This window comes from Chitinophagaceae bacterium C216, assembly GCA_028485475.2.
GTDB lineage: Bacteria > Bacteroidota > Bacteroidia > Chitinophagales > Chitinophagaceae > Niabella > Niabella composti.
Genome location: CP144143.1, coordinates 1,713,048 through 1,731,723, shown reverse-complemented (window position 1 = coordinate 1,731,723; position 18,676 = coordinate 1,713,048). Strand labels below are relative to the sequence as shown.

Genomic DNA, 18,676 nt, shown 5'->3' with positions numbered 1-18,676 from the left:
AAAAAAAATCTGAATTATAACCTATTTTGACAATATATACAATATTGTATGTATCGGTAATAAATATATCTAAGGAATGAAATTACTTAAAATTGAAAAAACCGGTAATTTTTGGGTCGATAACGGAATTATAGGCCTTTATAGGATTTTATTCGAAATAGAAGTTCCCAACATATCATATCATATCGAGAAAGACGGTCTTTTAATTGAATATGAGAGTGATAGCAGCTTAATAGGCGCATTAAATGAAGCTAAAAGCAAAGTCGTTGCAAAGTATTTGCACAAGACTGGTAATTACGGCTGGATATTTAAAGAGGAGACGGGATTTGAATTATACGAAAGAACTGATTTTAAGATGTATTTAAAGTCTTTTTTTACGGGAAAAACGCCCAAAACGGAGGGCGCTTTAGTTGCGCCTGGCGCAAAGGATGGTGATGCCGTAAAAAAAGGACGAATAATGACCGAAAGAGAGCTACAACTTTTCAAGAAATTTAAAGAGGAAACTTCTGAGAAGCTAATTGATAGTAAGAGAATCAAGATAGAAGACAAGGGGTATTTAAACTCGGCTCCTCAATACGATCTTGGGCTCACTTTTGATGGTTCTTTGTTGCAACCGGGCAAGAAATTTTGCACATTTAGCGGAAAATATTATAGGAAAGCCGAAGTAGTTACCGGTATGGATTATCCGTTTTTGACCAGTAAAAGTGGCGAATTGAATTTCGCTTCTTATTTAGAAGAAAAGCCCCTCTTATCGTCTTTATACTCGTTTATTGCATTGTTTGCATTTAGCAACATCAAGTATTTAATGCAAGGCGATATGAAGCATTATTTCGTGTTGAATGAAAGCAACTTGGCATCTTTATCTGAATTCTTAAATGCTATAGAGCCATCACCGGAGCAAATCGATAATTCCAATTACTGCAACTTCAAAACGGAACTTGTAGGAACTGTATATGAATCGGAAGCCCTTTTTAATTTTCTATTGTCAATTTATAGTCAGCTAAAATTGAATTTTGAGCTCGACAAGTATAAAGAAGAATTACTGTATTCTAAATCCGTATTTACTCTTTCGAATGATGGCAACATATTTAGAGATGTGAGAGAGTATACATCTATCAGCGCCTTATTCAATCTATTTGACTCTTTAGCTAATAGTGATTCGGAGCATGATTATTTCGTCCCCTTTAAATGGTTTGTAACTCAATTTACTCAGAAATTGGATGGTGGAAAATACAATTCTACGTGGAGAGATACGCTTTGCCATAAAATTCTAAACTTTAATTCGATTACCCAAATTGTTGAGTCATTCCTCGGAGAGGTTAAAATAAAGGAAGAAAAAGGTAGCATCCCTTTTTTAGATAAAATTCTACTCATTTATAATTCAAAACTTCATAACAATATGAATACAGAAATTGTAAAATTATGTCATAACATAGGCATCAATATAGGAATTTATGCCTATACTGAAAAAGATAGAAGTAGTCTATACTCACTTCGAAATTCAAAAAGTCGCGTTGAGTTTCTGAAAGCTTTAGAATTAATACAATTCAGAATAATGGAGAGTGTTAAAATGCCTGACCAGTACAAGACAAAAAATTACATGGAATTCTTTAACAATTTACCAGAAGGTAGAGATTGGGAAGAAATGAAATCAATGGTCAGTATTTTCGCAATGAACAGTTATTTATACGAAAAACAAAAAGAGTCATCAATTAACCAATCGGCGAATTAATGTTTATCAACTTATAAAATTAGTAACTAATGGAAACAGTAAATCAAACTCCCAATCCAAACTGTCTGAATATAGCATACATCTTCAAGACTTCTATTGGTAGCATTAATGGAAGTTGGACAGAGGGAAACGTAAGTACAGTAAAGAAAATCACAACGCCAAACGGTCAGCAAATTCCTTATGTATCCGGTCAAAGCTTAAAATATCAAATTCGAAAAGCTTGGCAGGAAATGGGATTATCACACTTGCTTTCGGAAGTCAAACAAGCCGAAAAGAAGTCGGGGGTAGACAACACGCTAGGTGAACCACATAATTACATTGACGATGATCTACTTGGATTTATGATAGCATCATCTGGCGAGAATCGTCGCAGAACAGCTGCGGTTAGAGCTTCGGCAGCTATTGGCATATTCCCTTTTAGAAATGACAGGGATTTAGGGACGAAATCGAAAGAAAAAACAGGTGGAGACGTGGGTTCTGGCGGCAATATCTTCGAAACGGAGATTTACTACAACTATTTCAGGGTGAATTTTCTAATTGAACTCGACCGATTAGGCGTGTTTCAAGATTATGAACTCTCAAAGACTCATAAAGGGAAAGTGGAAAGTTTAAGCTTAGAAGAAAGAAGACAACGCTTGAAATATCTATTAAACGCGATTGCCAATATTTGGGGTGGAGGAAAACAGTCTCGCTTACTTACGGACATGTCGCCCAAATTCCTAGTAGTGACACTTCAAACAGCTAAGAGCCCAATTTTCTTAGAAACCTTGACAGTAACCGAAGAAGAAGAGCTGAATACGACTGCTATTAAGGAAGTTTTGCAAGGAAATACCAATATAGTTCAACATAATTTTATTGGAGTACAGTCGGGGATTTTTAAAAATAATGTAGCTGAAGACCTCAAAGAATTCAAACCTGATACTGTACAAAATACTTTTAATTCCATTCTGAATTATATAGACAATTTAGTGTTTTAGCGTATGAGATTCCTGAAGATAAAGTGTTATGGGGCTTTTAATTCCTTTAGACAACCTGATTTTCATACATATCATAAAACTTTGCCATTACCGCCTAAAACCACGGTAGCAGGGATGATTGGAAGTGCACTTGGAATCTCTCCAATTGAAGTTAATGATCAATGGCTAAGAGCTGATCGTTTTAAAATGGGTGTCGTCGGCAAACATTATGGTCAAGCTAATGATTTATGGCAAATAAGAAAGTATGAGAACAAGCACTTAAATAAATACAAAAAAGGAGAAGAGAAGAGACCCTATAAGACGGCTGTCATTGTAAGAGAGCTATTATACGGACTCAACCTTACCTTGTACCTGACTTTTTCTGACAGTGCGGATTTTGACGCAATAAAATCTGCACTGTCTAACCCCAAATGGGCATTGTCATTGGGACGAGAAGATGAATTGATACGAATAAGCTCAATGAATGAAGTTGAACTTAAGAAAAAAGAAAAAGGTTTATACATATTTAAAGATACCATTATACCCGGTGACGTCAATGAATTAGGCTACAGACCAGTATTGGAAGACGGAGTAAAGGGGAATTTGTTACAGAAAGCACCCAGAATTGTTAACTTACCATCTTTCTTTGATACGAAAAGGAATTCGGAAGCGAGAATCCCAACTAAGTATCAAAAATTTACATTCATAAGTAGCTTGCCAATCTCGTTAGAAGAAGATTGTTATTATGATGATTTTGATAATCAATTTTTTTTCATTTTCTGATGTTTCCGTACGATAAAATCTTAGCCAAATCTAACCCTGAAGTTACTCTTCTGCAGCACACAGAGGACTGCTTAAGAGTATTTTCAAACGTAATCAAGTGGCATGAGATACTTTTAGATAGACTATCGGAAAAGTACGAGATAGAGAAGAAATTCTTGATATGGCGACTCTATTTAACAGTCGCGTTCCATGATATTGGTAAAGCCACCAAAGCATTTCAAGCAAAAGTTAGAGGAGAGAGTTTTATTGGGCAAGAATCTCACGCCTTAACATCTGTATTGTTCCTTTATGATATTATTAAGGATAATCCTGTAACAAAGTTTGGTAATGTGCCTTACTATCCCGAGTTGATTAGCATTGCGTCTCATCACAGCAAACTATATAAGAAGTTGTTTGATACTATCAGGCTTAAAAACGAATACGCTCCTAAATCTTTTTTCGAGAAGTTTTATTCGTTTGTAAACGAAGAAGCACATAAGCAAAAACTTTCTTACAGCACCAAAATAACCTATAACGAATCATGCTTAAATAGTGATCCAAGACACATCTTGAGATATGAGCTTATTTCCCAATTCGACAGAGATTCGTTTAGGTATGAAAAATCTACCAAAGCACGAGATATTTTTCTGGTATTTAAATCAATATTGCATTATTGCGATTGGATCGCCTCATCGGGAGATCGTACTTACCATTACGGGAATGACTTGAATGTAGCAATAATTACATCAAAGTTGCGTAACAGTCAACCCGACTTTAATCAGTGGACTAACTTTCAAATCGAAAGTGCCAAATCATTTGATAAAAATATTTTTGTTCAAATAGCTACTGGTCAAGGCAAGACTGAAGCAGCTATCCTTTGGGCAATAAATAATAACTTTTCGCAAAAGATCATTTTCCTTTTGCCCACCATGGTGACAACCAACAAAATGTACAAGCGAATGTTGGGATTTTTCGGGCAGGAGGACATCGTTGGGCTTTCTCATAGTGCGGCAGAGTACTACTTGTGGGATGAAGAATTCGATACCGATGAAAAAAGGAAGCATTCACTTTATAATCGAACTTTTTTTAAGCCAGTCACTGTTGCAACAATAGATCAATTGATTTATAGCTTTTTCAATTGGGGACATTGGGTAATGACCGGCGTTGCAAGTTATAATGCCAAGATAATTATCGATGAAATTCATGTTTATGACGCTTTTACCTTTGGCTTATTGTTGCAAGCGATAGAATGTATTAAACCATATAACGCTCGGTTTGCATTAATGAGTGCATCACTTCCCAATGTACTCAAATCGGAGTTAGAAAAGGTTCTTCCGGACTATAAATTAATCCACGCACCCGAACATGATCATCTGCAAAGACATACTCTCGAGTTGTCAGATTGCTTAATTGAAGAAACGACTGAAAGAATTTTCGATTTTTTTGATAAGGGTTACAAAGTCTTGGTGGTTTGCAATACAATTGCGAAAGCTCGAGAAGTATTTCAAAAATTAGTTAGCATCCCTTATGATAAGAAATTACTTTACCACTCGCAATTTCTCTTGTCGGATAAAAGAGGTAAGGAACAGATCTTAGAAGAACTAAAAAAAGTTCCCGGACCCTATGTTGCTGTTTGTACCCAGATTGTGGAGGTAAGTCTGGATATCGATTTTGATGTTCTAATTACTGAGAATGCTCCTATCGATGCCATTATCCAACGACTTGGACGTGTCAATCGTAGGGGAACCATTAATGCAAGGCATCCTGATTTACAATTTGGGAAGGTTGTTATAACCAGAGAATCGGAAATAAGTCGTAAATACGTTTATAACAGTTTGGATAGAATTGTTACTGAAACATATCACCAATTGTTAATCCGCTCCAACGAAAACAACGGGCATTTTAAGGAGAAAGATTTTAGAGAGTTGGTCAATAATATATATACAAGAGAGGCACTGGGTGAAGATTACTTTAAGGAAATTAATGACGCAAAGCAATTGGTGAAAACTCTATGGAGAGATGTACTGAAAATGATTTACACTTTGGACATAGAAGATGCATTATTGCATAAGGTTACTTCGCGAAAATCCGATTACATTACCGTTGATGCAGTAACCATGAAACATTTCCAGGAAGTCGATTTCGATGAAATCATAAGGAATAAGCGATTCGATATCCTAAATGAGTATACCATTAAGGTTCCAATATACCTTGTCAAGAAATTTGGGTTTAAGAAAATGATTGATGACACTTTCATTTATCTTTTAAACTTGGACTATGATCCTATATTTGGCTTACATCTGGATTTGGATAAATCGAATTTTATTTAAGGACTATGAATATTAATGCCACCCTTATAAACCTATATAGAGTGTGCCCTCGCGAATGTTGGCTTCATGCTAATGGGATACGTATGGAGCATACCAGTGAGGTGGTTGCTGATGGTAAGTTACTGCATGAAACGAGTTATACAGACAGAAGCAAAAAATATTCAGAACTTTCTATTGAAGCATCGTTTGGGTCCAATTCACTTTATGGAAAAATTGATTTCTATGATGCAAAACGAAAAATCATACACGAAACCAAACGTAGTGATAAAGTAGAAGATGCCCATATCTGGCAAGTAAAGTTTTATTTGTGGTTATTGCAGTTAAATGGGATAGAAGGAGCTAAAGGTGTTATAGATTACCCAATTTTTAGACAAACAGAAGAAGTTTTTTTGTCTGAATCAGATATTAAAACGTTAAAAAGGTTTGTAAATGAAATTTATGAATTACTACAATCAGACCAATGTCCCACTGTGATAAATGCTAAAATCTGCAAATCCTGCTCATACTACGAACTGTGTTATGTGAACGAATAGCTTATGGCTTTGTATAAAAATAAATACCGCATCGAGTCGGCCCGATGGCGAAATTGGAATGATGCCAATGCCGCTACATATTTTGTAACCATCTGTACCAAAGAAAGGGCACATTTTTTCAGTACCTGTGTACGTAAATGCATATACCTTAACGAAATCGGAGCACTAACATGGCAGTTTTGGCAGGAAATACCCCAACATTTCCCCAATGTGCAGTTAGACCAATTTGTGATCATGCCCAATCATATACATGGGATAATTATTATCCAACCATCACCCGTAGAGACGTTGCATTGCAAGGTTTATACAAAATATTGACAAAGTGGTAGAAAGAATTAGTCATGAAAAAGACCTACTATCTCTTTAATCCCGGAAGGATGTCTCGTAAAGACAATACCCTCAAATTTACACCGGTGGACGAAAATGGAGCAGAAGGGCCTTCCAAATATATTCCGGTTGAAGGCGTTTCTGATTTGTATTGTTTTGGAGCACTGGATGCTAATTCCGCCCTGTATAATTTCTTAGGGAAAAATCAAATAGCCGTTCACTTTTTTGATTATTACGAACATTATACGGGTAGTTTTATGCCCAAAGATTATCTGCTAGCTGGTAAAATGCAAATTGAGCAAACCAAACATTATATTTCTGCTAGTAAAAGATTGGTATTAGCCAAAAAATTTGTGGAAGGTGCTGCATTCAATATTCTTAAAAATCTAAGATATTATAACACTCGAGGAAAAGATTTAATGTTTCATATAGAAAAAATAGAAAACTACTATAAACAAATAAATGAACAAAAAGATATAGAAACTCTTATGGGACTTGAAGGTAATATCCGACAGGTGTATTATAATGCATTTGATATTATTCTCAATGACTTTGAAATGGGAGGTCGAAGCAAACAACCGCCCCATAACGAAGTCAATGCTCTTATATCTTTTGGTAATATGATGTGTTACACCCTCTGTTTGAGTCAAATATATCATACTCAACTAAACCCTACCATCAGTTTTTTACACGAGCCCGGCTACCGAAGGTATTCGCTAGCCCTAGATTTGTCCGAAATTTTCAAGCCCATTTTAGTAGACCGCACCATCTTCAAGGTTGTAAATAAAAAAGAGATTCAACATACAGATTTTGATGTCCATCTCAATGGGGTCTTACTCAAGGAATCTGGGAAAAAGACCTTTGTAAAAGTTTTTGAAGAAAAGTTATCCGAAACCATAAAACACCGTTCCTTGAAAAGGAACGTAAGCTATAAGCATCTGATAAAGCTAGAATGCTACAAATTAACAAAACATATCTTGGGCATGGAGGAGTACAAGCCATTCAAAGCTTGGTGGTAAAAAGCATTAAGTATCTATCTCAAAATAATAAAACCAAAACAATGTACATAATACTTGTATATGATGTTGGCGAAAAAAGAGTAGCCAAAATGCTAAGACTCTGTAGACAATACTTAAATTGGATCCAGAACAGCGTTTTTGAAGGTGAGATTACCGATAGTAAACTTAAAGAATTGCTACACAAGGCTAAAAAAATTATGGATCGCCAAGAAGATAGTATCATTGTATTCAAAAGTCGGGAACAAAAATGGTTGGAAAAAGATATTATTGGGCAGGAAAAAAATAAGCTGGACACCTTTCTTTAGTCGTCGATTGGATCTAAAATGACAAAACGAAGAGATTAAACTTATCATACACATTCCCTACCCCTGATAATCAACAATTTTCGCAATCGTCGATCGCCCATCAAAATCTGACAATTTTAGATAGACGATTCTTTAAATAAAAAATTTACATTTTTATTCACATAACCGGCTATAAATTAATAATTTTGTCTTATAAATATAACGAGCTTTAATCGCACTATTGTAGAATTGAAATGAAGATGAGTTATTGACGAATGGCAGTAATCAATCCGCTTTAATCGCACTATTGTAGAATTGAAATACTTTAATCGTACTACGGCTGGACGTTTTTGTGTCGCTTTAATCGCACTATTGTAGAATTGAAATCTATCACATTATATTATTTAATGCAGACCCTGAATGCTTTAATCGCACTATTGTAGAATTGAAATATAAAAAGATAATGCACCATGAAAGGGGTTAAACCCGGCTTTAATCGCACTATTGTAGAATTGAAATTTGTTTCTTATTTTTTTTACAACTGCTATGGGTAAGCTTTAATCGCACTATTGTAGAATTGAAATCTACGTACAAGGTGCGCTTTTCAAAGATGAAATTATCGCTTTAATCGCACTATTGTAGAATTGAAATCCCAACGGCAATACTTATTGTCCGTCCACAGCTCAGCTTTAATCGCACTATTGTAGAATTGAAATAAAGATATATAATGAATATTACAGAGACCAGAATTGCTTTAATCGCACTATTGTAGAATTGAAATTCTATAGGTATGCCGGCTTTCTTATCGCTCCATTTGGCTTTAATCGCACTATTGTAGAATTGAAATATTGTTACCAGTTTATGGGTGTTTTCAATATATTTTGCTTTAATCGCACTATTGTAGAATTGAAATGCAGTTTATTGAAGTAGACCATTCGCAGTTCGATAGGCTTTAATCGCACTATTGTAGAATTGAAATGCAGACTGAAATTGATGGTACTTATCCGCAGTATGTGCTTTAATCGCACTATTGTAGAATTGAAATAAGAGGAAAAAGCAGACAAAGTAGCCGCCGAGAAGGGGCTTTAATCGCACTATTGTAGAATTGAAATCAAGCCGACATTAACAAGTCCGGTGCCGCTAATAGGCTTTAATCGCACTATTGTAGAATTGAAATAATAATGCAGTTTGTACGTACCGCAAACGTTTAGGGCTTTAATCGCACTATTGTAGAATTGAAATTAATAATCTTCTTCTGAGTGTGGACACCCACATTTCGCTTTAATCGCACTATTGTAGAATTGAAATTTTCAACCGAGTTTGTGGGATTTTTGTGTTTTGTATGCTTTAATCGCACTATTGTAGAATTGAAATGGCATAGGAGATGCAGTAATGGGCTATTTCAACACGCTTTAATCGCACTATTGTAGAATTGAAATGCACTTCCGCAAACACAATTAGGACAACCCGCAACAGCTTTAATCGCACTATTGTAGAATTGAAATTAGAGCATTGAAATAGCCCATTTCGGGAGCTCTTTAGCTTTAATCGCACTATTGTAGAATTGAAATAAACCTTTGTCTATTGAAATGTCTTGTGTATTTAAGCTTTAATCGCACTATTGTAGAATTGAAATTAGAAGGTAGTGTATTGGGTTTCTCCTTAGTGCCAGCTTTAATCGCACTATTGTAGAATTGAAATAAGCACTCGCTATTAGTAGTGCGTACTTTTACTTCGCTTTAATCGCACTATTGTAGAATTGAAATAGAATTTTGTTGCAGTGTGTTTTACGAAATTCCTTTGGCTTTAATCGCACTATTGTAGAATTGAAATAATTTAGAAGGTTGAAAGGGACGATACCCTAATGTGGCTTTAATCGCACTATTGTAGAATTGAAATTTTATTATTTTATTAATAGTTTTCGGAAATAGAAAGCTTTAATCGCACTATTGTAGAATTGAAATGCTAATGAGCAAAGGAATAGGCGAAAATTACGTAAGCTTTAATCGCACTATTGTAGAATTGAAATAAGAAGAGAAAGCAGACAAGGTAGCGGCTGAAAAGGCTTTAATCGCACTATTGTAGAATTGAAATATATTATTTGTCTCTGCTTCCATACGCTTAATGTGCTTTAATCGCACTATTGTAGAATTGAAATCGGCTAATCTAGAGCTGCACGGGATTAGCCCTACCGGCTTTAATCGCACTATTGTAGAATTGAAATGTACCGGGTATGATTGCGTATGCTCGTTCGCCTAAGCTTTAATCGCACTATTGTAGAATTGAAATCTGATATTTAGGAGCCACTTCTGTCCAGGCGTTCAGCGCTTTAATCGCACTATTGTAGAATTGAAATATGTAATCGCATAAACTACCTTCACCACGGGTGGTTGCTTTAATCGCACTATTGTAGAATTGAAATGTAATATACTCAGGGCGGTTTAGCCTGGCGTCTCCGGCTTTAATCGCACTATTGTAGAATTGAAATCCAGCAAGATAATAGCTAATTTGTTTTCCATAATAGCTTTAATCGCACTATTGTAGAATTGAAATTAAGCTATTTGCTGTTGTGTAATTCCTTTATCTTCTGGCTTTAATCGCACTATTCTAGAATTGAAATCTACGATTGTGTTTTTGGGGAGGGGGTGTTTTTTATATATAATATTTGTATATTTGTATTGCCTAAGCAACGGCCCGGGTTAATGTCCCGGTGTTAATGTTGTTTAGGCTTTTATTTTTTAGAAAGCTTTAATCGCACTGCTGTAGAACTGAAAGCAGTATTCTTTTTAATGCTACTCCTACTTTATTAACCACAAGATCACGCATCAATAAAAAACGCTCCGGCCTAATCACCGGAGCGCTTTACTTATGAGTTAGCTTATTGCTTTTTCTTCTTATTGGCGTTTTGATTATTGCGTGGGAAAGGTTTGTCCATGTCTACCCCCTTATCGCCTTGCTCTTGCATCCACTTTCTTAAGCGTGCTTCATATTTTTTAATGAGCGGCTGGTATTGCGGCTTATCGGCTAGGTTCTCAATTTCATAAGGATCATTTACCACATCATACAATTCTACAGCCGGACGATTGCTAATCCGCTTTACCAATCGTTTTGCATATCCGTCGGTTTCAGCCTTCGCTACCCAAGTAGTCCATGCCAAGTCCTTACGCTCAGTGTTCATCATGTATTTAATATGATAAGTGGAATCAGGCGTCAGGTTCAATATAAGTTTATACTGATGATCGCGAATGCTGCGAATGGGATAAGCCGGCCCTTCAGGGATATTATTATGAATGCCAAAAGCTACATCGCGATGATCCGCTTTTTTACCTAAGAGTACGTCCTTAAAACTCAATCCGTCCAAACCCTTTACGGGCTTGCCTCCTACAATATCAATCAGCGTAGGCGTAATATCTTCATATTGCACAATAGCATGGCTCTCCGATCCCGGTTTTATCACACCCGGCCATTTTACAATCATGGAACTTTTTTGTCCTTCGTCATACAAGTTCCACTTAGCTCCGGGAAATTGGGCGCCTTGCTCACCTAAGAAAATTATGATAGTGTTGTCTTCTCCCCCGGTTTCCTTTACCAGATTCACCACATCACCTACCTGGTTATCTAGTTGCCTTACTTCTGCTAAATACTTGGTAAAATGCTTTCGCGTTAGCTCCGTATCTACCCAGTGTTTGGGCAGTTTCAATTTAGCAGGATCGAATTCCGACGGATCACCCACTGTCCACGGCGCATGAGGGTTAATACTCATTACAAAAAGACAGTAAGGCTCAGGCTTTTGAATATAAGCTCTGATGCTGTCCAAAAAATACTCATCCGTTGGGGAAACACAATTGGGCTCGAAACCCGGTATGATATCAAACGGGAAAACCGATACGGGCTTGGTCATGTGATTTTTTCCGGTAAGTCCTACTCTGTATCCATTATCGCGCAGATAATGCACCACACTCTTCAGATGGTTGTGCACCTGTTTGTGATTCTGATAGGCTCCATGGCGAGCAGGATACAGCCCCGTAAACAATGACGCGCGAATGGGTATACACATTGCCTCCGAGGCGATGATGGAGTTAAACTTCATGCCCTGAGCGGCCAATCTGTCGATATTAGTTGTCTTGAGATTGGTACCACCATAACAACTCAGCTGTCGCGAATCCAAATCGTCGGCCATAATGATAACAATATTGGGGCGTTTGTTGGGATTCGCCTTAGATGGACCTGGCCCGGCAAAAGCGTGCATGGTCAGCAGTATGGCAGCAAGCAATAGACGGGAAGCAATTTTTATATGAAACATAGCAATGTTTTTAAATCTATATTCAAAAATTTATCTTGCAAATTGAAAGCAAATGATTAGTATTACGGTTCTCTGGAAAGTTCATTCATTGTAAAACGCAAATCGCTAATGCGCCCTTCATAAGGCTGCAACTTTCCTGAAAAAGCCTTTCCTTGTATCATGCCACAGGATACATATCCGTTTTTAATCTTCGTGTAATCCTTATTCAATCGGCCCGTGAGCACTGGTTGCTGATTGAACAATATTTCCAGATCACCAGTAGCAGCTAAACGCACCAATAGATGCCCTTTATTCGTAGGCAGTACCGAAGTTTCCTTTTCCTCTCCGTCGGCAGTTATCATTCCTATCTTGCCTTGATACGCATACAATCTAAAGTTGTTAAAGTACTCGCATACCACCCCTCCTTTGTCTACACCTTCCAGATAAGCAGTAATGTACAGCACCTCGGGATTCCAAAACTTTTTATTAAAAGAAAGATTTGCGGCGCTTTTGTTTTGTGCAATGGTGTAGCTTTGGTCGAAGAACTTCGGCAGGAAGCCCTCCAGAATCATGGCTTCGGTTTCACCTTGACGATCCAACTCTTTTTTAAGCAGAGTCTGCATCGCATGTAGCTTTTGTTGATATGCAGGCACATCGGCCAGATTTTTAAATTCGGAAGGATCGGTATTCAAATCATACAACTCTTCTGGTGGGCGATAGCTGTAACGGTCGACCAAGAATTTGGTTTTGGTATCACTCTTAGCCTTCTCCACCCAGGAATCAAAATAAAACTCATTGCGTTCTACCTTATCAATATGTGTGATAAATCTTACACCCGGATGATAATTTCTGATATAATGCCATCCGTCGGCCGTGATAACGGTACGTGCCGGAGTATAATTATACCAATAATGAGGCTCTACCGACGTTTCGCCAAACACGAAATCATGATGCTTTTGTCTTTGCCCTAACATTACATCTTTAAAAGACTTACCATCCAGATACGGCTGTTCCTTCCCTCCCGCTAAATCAATGAAAGTAGGTGTGATGTCCACCAGCGAAATCAACGCATCGGAAGTACTACCGGCTTTTATTTTTCCGGGCCAACGAACAATAAAGGGAACTCTTAAACCGCGATCATAAACGGTCCACTTTGCTCCCGGGAACTGCACCCCCTGATCGGAAGTAAAAATCATTACCGTATTCTCTTTTTTACCTGCCTTATCTACAGCCTGCATTACCTCTCCCATCATCTTATCGGCCTCTCCTATACTCTGATAATAGGCGGCCAAAGCCTGACGGGTTTCTTTGGTATCGGCCAGATAGTCGGGCAATTGGAACTTCTGTGGATCAAAATCTTTATTAGGGAACCACGGTACATGGGGCACCCAGGGCGCAACAATGAGACAAAGAGGCTGATCAGACTGTGTTCTGAAATGTTCTTCGATAAATTTTACGGTTTCCTTCTTTCGGTCTGTTCGGTTTTCGATAGGCTCATATTTTCCAAACTCCTTCCCTATCTCTTCAAATGGAAAACACTCTTGCGGTCCCACATGAGTTTTTCCGGCGATTACCACCCTGTACCCCAATTCTTTCAGGTAGTGGGGCAAACTACGCATACCTGCTCGCACGGCAAAATGGTTCATTTGTACTCCATTGCGAAAGGGATATAAGCCAGTATACATTACACTGCGTGACGGGGTGCACATGGATGAAGCTGCATAAGCCTTGGTAAACCGTAAGCCTTCTGCGGCCAGCTTATTAATATTGGGGGTTCTTACATCTTTGTTCCCATAACATCCCAAGTCCTCTTGATTGAGGTCATCTGCAACAAACATGACAATATTAGGTCGCCTTTGAGCCCATAGCTGTGTACATAAACATAAGCAAGTCGACACGATGACTGCCGCTTTACTAATTTTTATTAAATCTAACTTAATGGCAAAACCTTTCATTGTTTTGTATTTTTTAAGAAGCATCTCAAGCAATGATTAAAATCAGGACAAGCAAACAATAATGCGGGAGAGCAATATAAATAACAAGGCAAAGATCCTATATCAAAAATGTAGCTAGGAATAATAATATTGACGATTTCTAGCAAAAAAGTACCCCGCATATGATTGCGGGGTAATCCAACTAACTGCTAATGAATGCTTGATATTTTATTGACTCATATTTACCCCAAAGGTTGTACAGCACACAGAGCATTAAGATTTTTTTAACTTTCACACATTAATAAAAATGCGGAACCTTGGGCCCCGCACTTTTTATTATAAAAAGATGGATATGCTTAACCTTTGTTGATGGCAGCAATACCGGGCAGCTCCTTTCCTTCAAAGAACTCCAGCATAGCACCACCACCGGTAGACACATAGCTTACTTTATCAGCATAACCGAATTTATTTACAGCAGCTACACTATCCCCTCCACCTACGAGAGAGAAGGCTCCGTTTTGAGTAGCGGCGGCAACAGCTTCTGCTATGGTTTTCGTACCGGCCTGGAATTTTTCCATTTCAAAAACACCCATTGGGCCATTCCACAAGATAGTTTTGGCGTTTTTGATTACGTCCGCAAACTGCGCTCTGGCCTTTTCGGCAATATCCAGCCCCATCCAACCTTCAGGTATATTATCGCTAGCAGCTTCGGCAGTTTGAGCGTCGGCAGCAAACTTATCTGCAATAATACTGTCTACAGGAAGATGAATATTTACATTCTTGGCTTTAGCTTTTTCCAAAATTTCTTTTGCGGTTTCCAGTCTGTCTTCTTCACAAAGTGAAGCACCAATGTTACCGCCTAAGGCTTTGAAGAAAGTATAAGCCATACCACCGCCGATAATGATGTCGGTAGCCTTTTCCATAAGGTTCTCGATAATCAGAATTTTATCGGAGATTTTGGCTCCGCCCAAAATAGCGGTAAACGGCTTTTGTGCTTCGTTTAATACTTTTTGAGCGCTGCTTACCTCAGCTTCCATCAGCAGACCAAACATTTTTTTGTCGGCAGGGAAGAACTTAGCAATAATCGCAGTAGAGGCATGTGCACGGTGCGCAGTACCGAACGCATCATTAATATATACATCGCCCAGCTTGCTGAGCTTTTCTGCAAAAGCCTCGTCGCCTTTTTCTTCTTCCTTATAGAAACGCAGGTTTTCCAGCAGCAGCACTTCGCCTTCTTTCAACGCATCTGCCAACTGATAAGCCTGCTCGCCGATGCAATCGTTTGCGAAATGCACCGTAACACCACCCAGCAGATGGCTCAAGTGATTTACCAAATGTCTCAAAGAGAATTTATCTTCAGGACCATTTTTCGGGCGCCCCAGGTGCGACATCAATATCACCTTACCTCCATCGGCCAGAATCTTTTTAATGGTAGGAACCGCCGCTTTCATACGCGCATCGGAAGTAATTTCCAGTTGCTCGTTCAGTGGTACGTTAAAGTCTACCCGAATCAATGCCTTCTGACCTTTAAAGTTATAATCGCTAAATTTTGACATGTAAATAAGAATTTAGTTAAGTGTGAAATACTAAAACATCAGAAAAGAGGGAATACGAATGCCCCGATACTTAGCTCCTCATTTGAAAAAAATCCAACTTGAGAGAAATGTACCGTTCCTCTTTACTGACATTACATCCAATCGCGAATGCGCAAAAACAAAAGGCGAAACGGTGGTGTTTCGCCCTTTTTATTTCTGATTATTTTTTAATCAACTTAGCGAAGTACTCTAAAGTACGCACCAGCTGAGAAACATAGCTCATTTCATTATCGTACCATGAAACTGTACGAGCGATATGCTTGTCGCCTACGTGCATTACTTTAGTTAAAGTTGCATCGAACAGAGAACCGTAAGTAGTTCCGATTACGTCGCTGCTTACAATTTCATCTTCGTTGTAGCCGAAGCTTTCGTTAGCAGCTGCTTTCATGGCAGCGTTGATTTCCTGTTCTGTAGCAGGTTTGCTCAGAATTACGTTCAGCTCGGTGATAGAACCGGTGATAGTAGGAACGCGTTGAGCGCTACCATCCAGTTTGCCTTTCAGTTTAGGTAACACCAATCCGATAGCTTTTGCAGCACCGGTACTGTTAGGAACGATGTTAGCTGCTGCTGCACGTGCGCGGCGCAGATCACCTTTAGCGTGAGGTGCATCCAATGTATTTTGGTCGTTAGTGTAAGCATGAATAGTAGTCATGATACCCAACTCAATACCGAAAGTATCATCCAAAACTTTAGCCATTGGAGCTAAACAGTTGGTGGTACAAGATGCGCAGCTAATGATCGTTTCGCTACCATCTAATATATCGTGGTTAACATTGAATACAATGGTTTTCAGATCACCTGTAGCAGGAGCAGAAATTACAACTTTTTTAGCTCCGGCAGCGATGTGCGCTTCAGCTTTTGTTTTATCAGTAAAGAATCCGGTACATTCCAATACCACATCTACATCGTGGTCTTTCCAAGGAATTTGAGCAGGATCTTTTTGAGCATATATCTTTACTTCGCGCCCATCAACTATAATGGAGTTATCAGTGCTTTTTACATCCTGTTTAAATCCGCCTTGCGCAGAATCATATTTTAAAAGATGTGCTAGAACTTTGGGGCTGGTCAAATCATTGATCGCTACAACCTCAATGCCTTCGCGATTATAGATTTGACGAAAAGCCAGACGACCAATTCTACCAAAACCGTTAATGGCTACTTTTACTGTGCTCATGATTTTTTAGAAGTTTAATTTAATAAGTACTTTTTTTGGAGGCGTGAAATTAGTAATTTTCAAGTAAAATGTGTATCAATCACATTTTTTATTTTTCGATTGTCTAAATTTTTTTTCAAGATTTTTCAGAAAGTTTTTGGCGAATAAAAATCCTCCCCCTATTTTTGCACTCCCAAAAACAACAAGCCGCGTTGGTCAAGGGGTTAAGACGCATCCCTTTCACGGATGAATCACGGGTTCGATTCCCGTACGCGGTACGAAAGACCAGAGTTTCAGCAAATTGAACACTCTGGTCTTTTTCTTTTTCGTATACCGAAAATTTTCAATATAAAACTTAGCAACTACATATATATATTTATACACGTAATTATAATTAGTAACCGTACTTATCCTTCCACAATTTCTTTAAATAATTACGTAATTCGTTTTCGCGAGCATTATTACCAGGGTCGTAAAATTTAGTTCCAGAAAGTTTTTCGGGCAAATACTCCTGCTCACTAAAATTATTTTCATAATCGTGCGCATATTTATATCCCTTGCCATAATCCATGCGCTTCATCAGTTGTGTGGGCGCATTCCGTAAGTGCAAAGGAACCGGCAAATCGCCAAAACGCTGCACGGCGGCCACCGCATTGTTGATGGCCATATAAGAAGCATTACTCTTAGGTGAAGAGGCGAGGTATACTGCACACTGCGATAAAATAATGCGCGCCTCCGGAAAGCCTATTTTGTTTACTGCATCAAAGGTAGCATTAGCCAATAGCAAAGCATTAGGATTCGCATTGCCGATATCTTCACTCGCTAAGATTACAAGGCGCCTTGCAATAAATTTTACGTCCTCCCCTCCTTCTATCATTCGTGCCAACCAGTATACGGCGCCATTGGGATCGCTCCCACGTATGGATTTTATAAATGCAGAAATAATATCGTAGTGCTGCTCTCCACTCTTATCGTACAAAGCAATTTTTTTCTGCGCTACTTCCATTACCAGCTTATCGGTAATAATCACATTATCCTTTACGGTATTACATACCAGCTCTAGCAAGTTCAACAATTTGCGCGCGTCGCCCCCACTAATATTAATGAGCGCCTGCGTTTCTTTCAATTCAATATTTTTTTCTTTAAGCACAATATCCTCACGAATAGCACGCTCTAATAAGCTTACCAAATCTTTTTCGGAAAGAGCCTGCAAAATATATACCTGACAACGGCTCAACAAGGCGCTGTTTACTTCAAATGATGGATTTTCGGTAGTAGCACCCATCAGTGTAATAATGCCTTTCTCGACGGCGTGTAACAAAGCATCTTGTTGGCTTTTATTAAACCGATGAATCTCGTCGATAAATAAAATACTGTTGTTTTCCTGCCGCGCTCTTTCAATCACCTCACGTACATCCTTAACACCCGCATTTACGGCACTGAGCGAGAAAAACGCAAACGACAATTCATTAGCAATGATATTGGCCAGTGTAGTTTTACCGGTACCGGGAGGCCCCCAAAAAATCACTGAGCCCAACGTTTTGTTCTCCACTGCGTTCCGCAAAATGCTACCGGGGCCTATCAAGTGCTGCTGTCCTACTACCTCATCTAATGTGCGAGGTCTCATCCTTTCTGCTAATGGTGTCATACTGCGAATTTAGGTCAGATTTCTCTGATAGATGATTTTGAATAAACAACCTTCATATTTTCAACTCCCCCCGAATCAAATTCGAACTAACCATTTGCGATAATTGTTGTTTCTTTGTAGA

General features: G+C 38.3%; 13 protein-coding genes, 1 tRNA gene and 1 CRISPR repeat array. Of the genes, 9 read left to right on the top strand and 5 right to left on the bottom strand.

Annotated elements, in window-relative coordinates; genetic code table 11:
* The first annotated feature begins 76 nt into the window (after nt 1–76).
* From PIECOFPK_RS07230 to cas2, 8 genes are read left to right on the top strand one after another with little or no spacing between them, the layout of a single operon-like run.
* Nucleotides 77–1,732, top strand: coding sequence for a hypothetical protein (locus PIECOFPK_RS07230; protein ID WP_409965465.1), 1,656 nt, complete (start codon nt 77–79; stop codon nt 1,730–1,732).
* A gap of 29 nt (nt 1,733–1,761) precedes the next feature.
* The gene (gene cas7i, locus PIECOFPK_RS07225) at nt 1,762–2,709 is read left to right on the top strand and encodes a type I-B CRISPR-associated protein Cas7/Cst2/DevR (protein WP_409965464.1); all 948 of its coding nucleotides are present in this window, start codon (nt 1,762–1,764) and stop codon (nt 2,707–2,709) included.
* A 3-nt stretch (nt 2,710–2,712) separates the two neighbouring features.
* Nucleotides 2,713–3,471 carry a CRISPR-associated protein Cas5 gene (gene cas5, locus PIECOFPK_RS07220; RefSeq protein WP_409965463.1) on the top strand — a complete coding sequence of 253 codons (759 nt, stop codon included), beginning with the start codon at nt 2,713–2,715 and terminating at the stop codon, nt 3,469–3,471.
* Nucleotides 3,471–5,780: a CRISPR-associated helicase Cas3' gene (gene cas3, locus PIECOFPK_RS07215; protein WP_409965462.1), complete on the top strand. Its 2,310-nt coding sequence runs from the start codon at nt 3,471–3,473 to the stop codon at nt 5,778–5,780. The genes cas5 and cas3 overlap by 1 nt, the downstream gene beginning before the upstream one ends.
* 5 nt (nt 5,781–5,785) lie before the next feature.
* Nucleotides 5,786–6,313 carry a CRISPR-associated protein Cas4 gene (gene cas4, locus PIECOFPK_RS07210; RefSeq protein WP_409965461.1) on the top strand — a complete coding sequence of 176 codons (528 nt, stop codon included), beginning with the start codon at nt 5,786–5,788 and terminating at the stop codon, nt 6,311–6,313.
* A 3-nt stretch (nt 6,314–6,316) separates the two neighbouring features.
* The gene (locus PIECOFPK_RS07205; protein ID WP_409965460.1) at nt 6,317–6,631 is read left to right on the top strand and encodes a hypothetical protein; all 315 of its coding nucleotides are present in this window, start codon (nt 6,317–6,319) and stop codon (nt 6,629–6,631) included.
* A gap of 23 nt (nt 6,632–6,654) precedes the next feature.
* The gene (gene cas1b / locus PIECOFPK_RS07200; RefSeq protein WP_409965459.1) at nt 6,655–7,659 is read left to right on the top strand and encodes a type I-B CRISPR-associated endonuclease Cas1b; all 1,005 of its coding nucleotides are present in this window, start codon (nt 6,655–6,657) and stop codon (nt 7,657–7,659) included.
* Between the two features lie 41 nt (nt 7,660–7,700).
* Complete coding sequence (gene cas2 / locus PIECOFPK_RS07195) at nt 7,701–7,964, top strand: CRISPR-associated endonuclease Cas2 (protein ID WP_330974365.1); 264 nt, start codon at nt 7,701–7,703, stop codon at nt 7,962–7,964.
* A gap of 205 nt (nt 7,965–8,169) precedes the next feature.
* Nucleotides 8,170–10,563: a CRISPR direct-repeat array (repeat unit 30 nt; unit sequence GCTTTAATCGCACTATTGTAGAATTGAAAT).
* A 258-nt stretch (nt 10,564–10,821) separates the two neighbouring features.
* Here the strand turns inward: cas2 and PIECOFPK_RS07190 are convergent.
* From PIECOFPK_RS07190 to gap, 4 genes are all read right to left on the bottom strand, one after another.
* The gene (locus tag PIECOFPK_RS07190; RefSeq protein ID WP_409965458.1) at nt 10,822–12,246 is read right to left on the bottom strand and encodes a sulfatase; all 1,425 of its coding nucleotides are present in this window, start codon (nt 12,244–12,246) and stop codon (nt 10,822–10,824) included.
* A gap of 62 nt (nt 12,247–12,308) precedes the next feature.
* Nucleotides 12,309–14,063, bottom strand: a complete 1,755-nt coding sequence (locus PIECOFPK_RS07185; protein WP_409965457.1) for a sulfatase — start codon at nt 14,061–14,063, stop codon at nt 12,309–12,311.
* A gap of 452 nt (nt 14,064–14,515) precedes the next feature.
* Nucleotides 14,516–15,715 carry a phosphoglycerate kinase gene (locus tag PIECOFPK_RS07180; protein WP_330974368.1) on the bottom strand — a complete coding sequence of 400 codons (1,200 nt, stop codon included), beginning with the start codon at nt 15,713–15,715 and terminating at the stop codon, nt 14,516–14,518.
* A 199-nt stretch (nt 15,716–15,914) separates the two neighbouring features.
* Nucleotides 15,915–16,928, bottom strand: a complete 1,014-nt coding sequence (gap, locus tag PIECOFPK_RS07175) for a type I glyceraldehyde-3-phosphate dehydrogenase (RefSeq protein WP_330974369.1) — start codon at nt 16,926–16,928, stop codon at nt 15,915–15,917.
* 185 nt (nt 16,929–17,113) lie between these two features.
* On the opposite strand from gap, the gene PIECOFPK_RS07170 reads away from it, so the two are divergent.
* Nucleotides 17,114–17,185, top strand: a tRNA-Glu gene (locus PIECOFPK_RS07170).
* Between the two features lie 116 nt (nt 17,186–17,301).
* Here PIECOFPK_RS07170 and PIECOFPK_RS07165 read toward each other — a convergent pair.
* Entirely contained in the window at nt 17,302–18,555 is a 1,254-nt protein-coding gene (locus PIECOFPK_RS07165) for a replication-associated recombination protein A (protein ID WP_330974370.1), read from the bottom strand.
* Between the last annotated feature and the right edge of the window lie 121 nt (nt 18,556–18,676).

Excerpts from the sequence above, each read along its gene's own strand:
- cas1b (WP_409965459.1), top strand. The coding sequence starts at position 6,655 with ATGAAAAAGACCTACTATCTCTTTAATCCCGGAAGGATGTCTCGTAAA.
- PIECOFPK_RS07230 (WP_409965465.1), top strand. The coding sequence starts at position 77 with ATGAAATTACTTAAAATTGAAAAAACCGGTAATTTTTGGGTCGATAAC.
- cas4 (WP_409965461.1), top strand. The coding sequence starts at position 5,786 with ATGAATATTAATGCCACCCTTATAAACCTATATAGAGTGTGCCCTCGC.
- cas7i (WP_409965464.1), top strand. The coding sequence starts at position 1,762 with ATGGAAACAGTAAATCAAACTCCCAATCCAAACTGTCTGAATATAGCA.
- PIECOFPK_RS07205 (WP_409965460.1), top strand. The coding sequence starts at position 6,317 with ATGGCTTTGTATAAAAATAAATACCGCATCGAGTCGGCCCGATGGCGA.
- gap (WP_330974369.1), bottom strand. The coding sequence starts at position 16,928 with ATGAGCACAGTAAAAGTAGCCATTAACGGTTTTGGTAGAATTGGTCGT.
- PIECOFPK_RS07180 (WP_330974368.1), bottom strand. The coding sequence starts at position 15,715 with ATGTCAAAATTTAGCGATTATAACTTTAAAGGTCAGAAGGCATTGATT.
- cas3 (WP_409965462.1), top strand. The coding sequence starts at position 3,471 with ATGTTTCCGTACGATAAAATCTTAGCCAAATCTAACCCTGAAGTTACT.
- cas5 (WP_409965463.1), top strand. The coding sequence starts at position 2,713 with ATGAGATTCCTGAAGATAAAGTGTTATGGGGCTTTTAATTCCTTTAGA.
- PIECOFPK_RS07165 (WP_330974370.1), bottom strand. The coding sequence starts at position 18,555 with ATGACACCATTAGCAGAAAGGATGAGACCTCGCACATTAGATGAGGTA.
- cas2 (WP_330974365.1), top strand. The coding sequence starts at position 7,701 with ATGTACATAATACTTGTATATGATGTTGGCGAAAAAAGAGTAGCCAAA.
- PIECOFPK_RS07185 (WP_409965457.1), bottom strand. The coding sequence starts at position 14,063 with ATGTTTGTTGCAGATGACCTCAATCAAGAGGACTTGGGATGTTATGGG.
- PIECOFPK_RS07190 (WP_409965458.1), bottom strand. The coding sequence starts at position 12,246 with ATGTTTCATATAAAAATTGCTTCCCGTCTATTGCTTGCTGCCATACTG.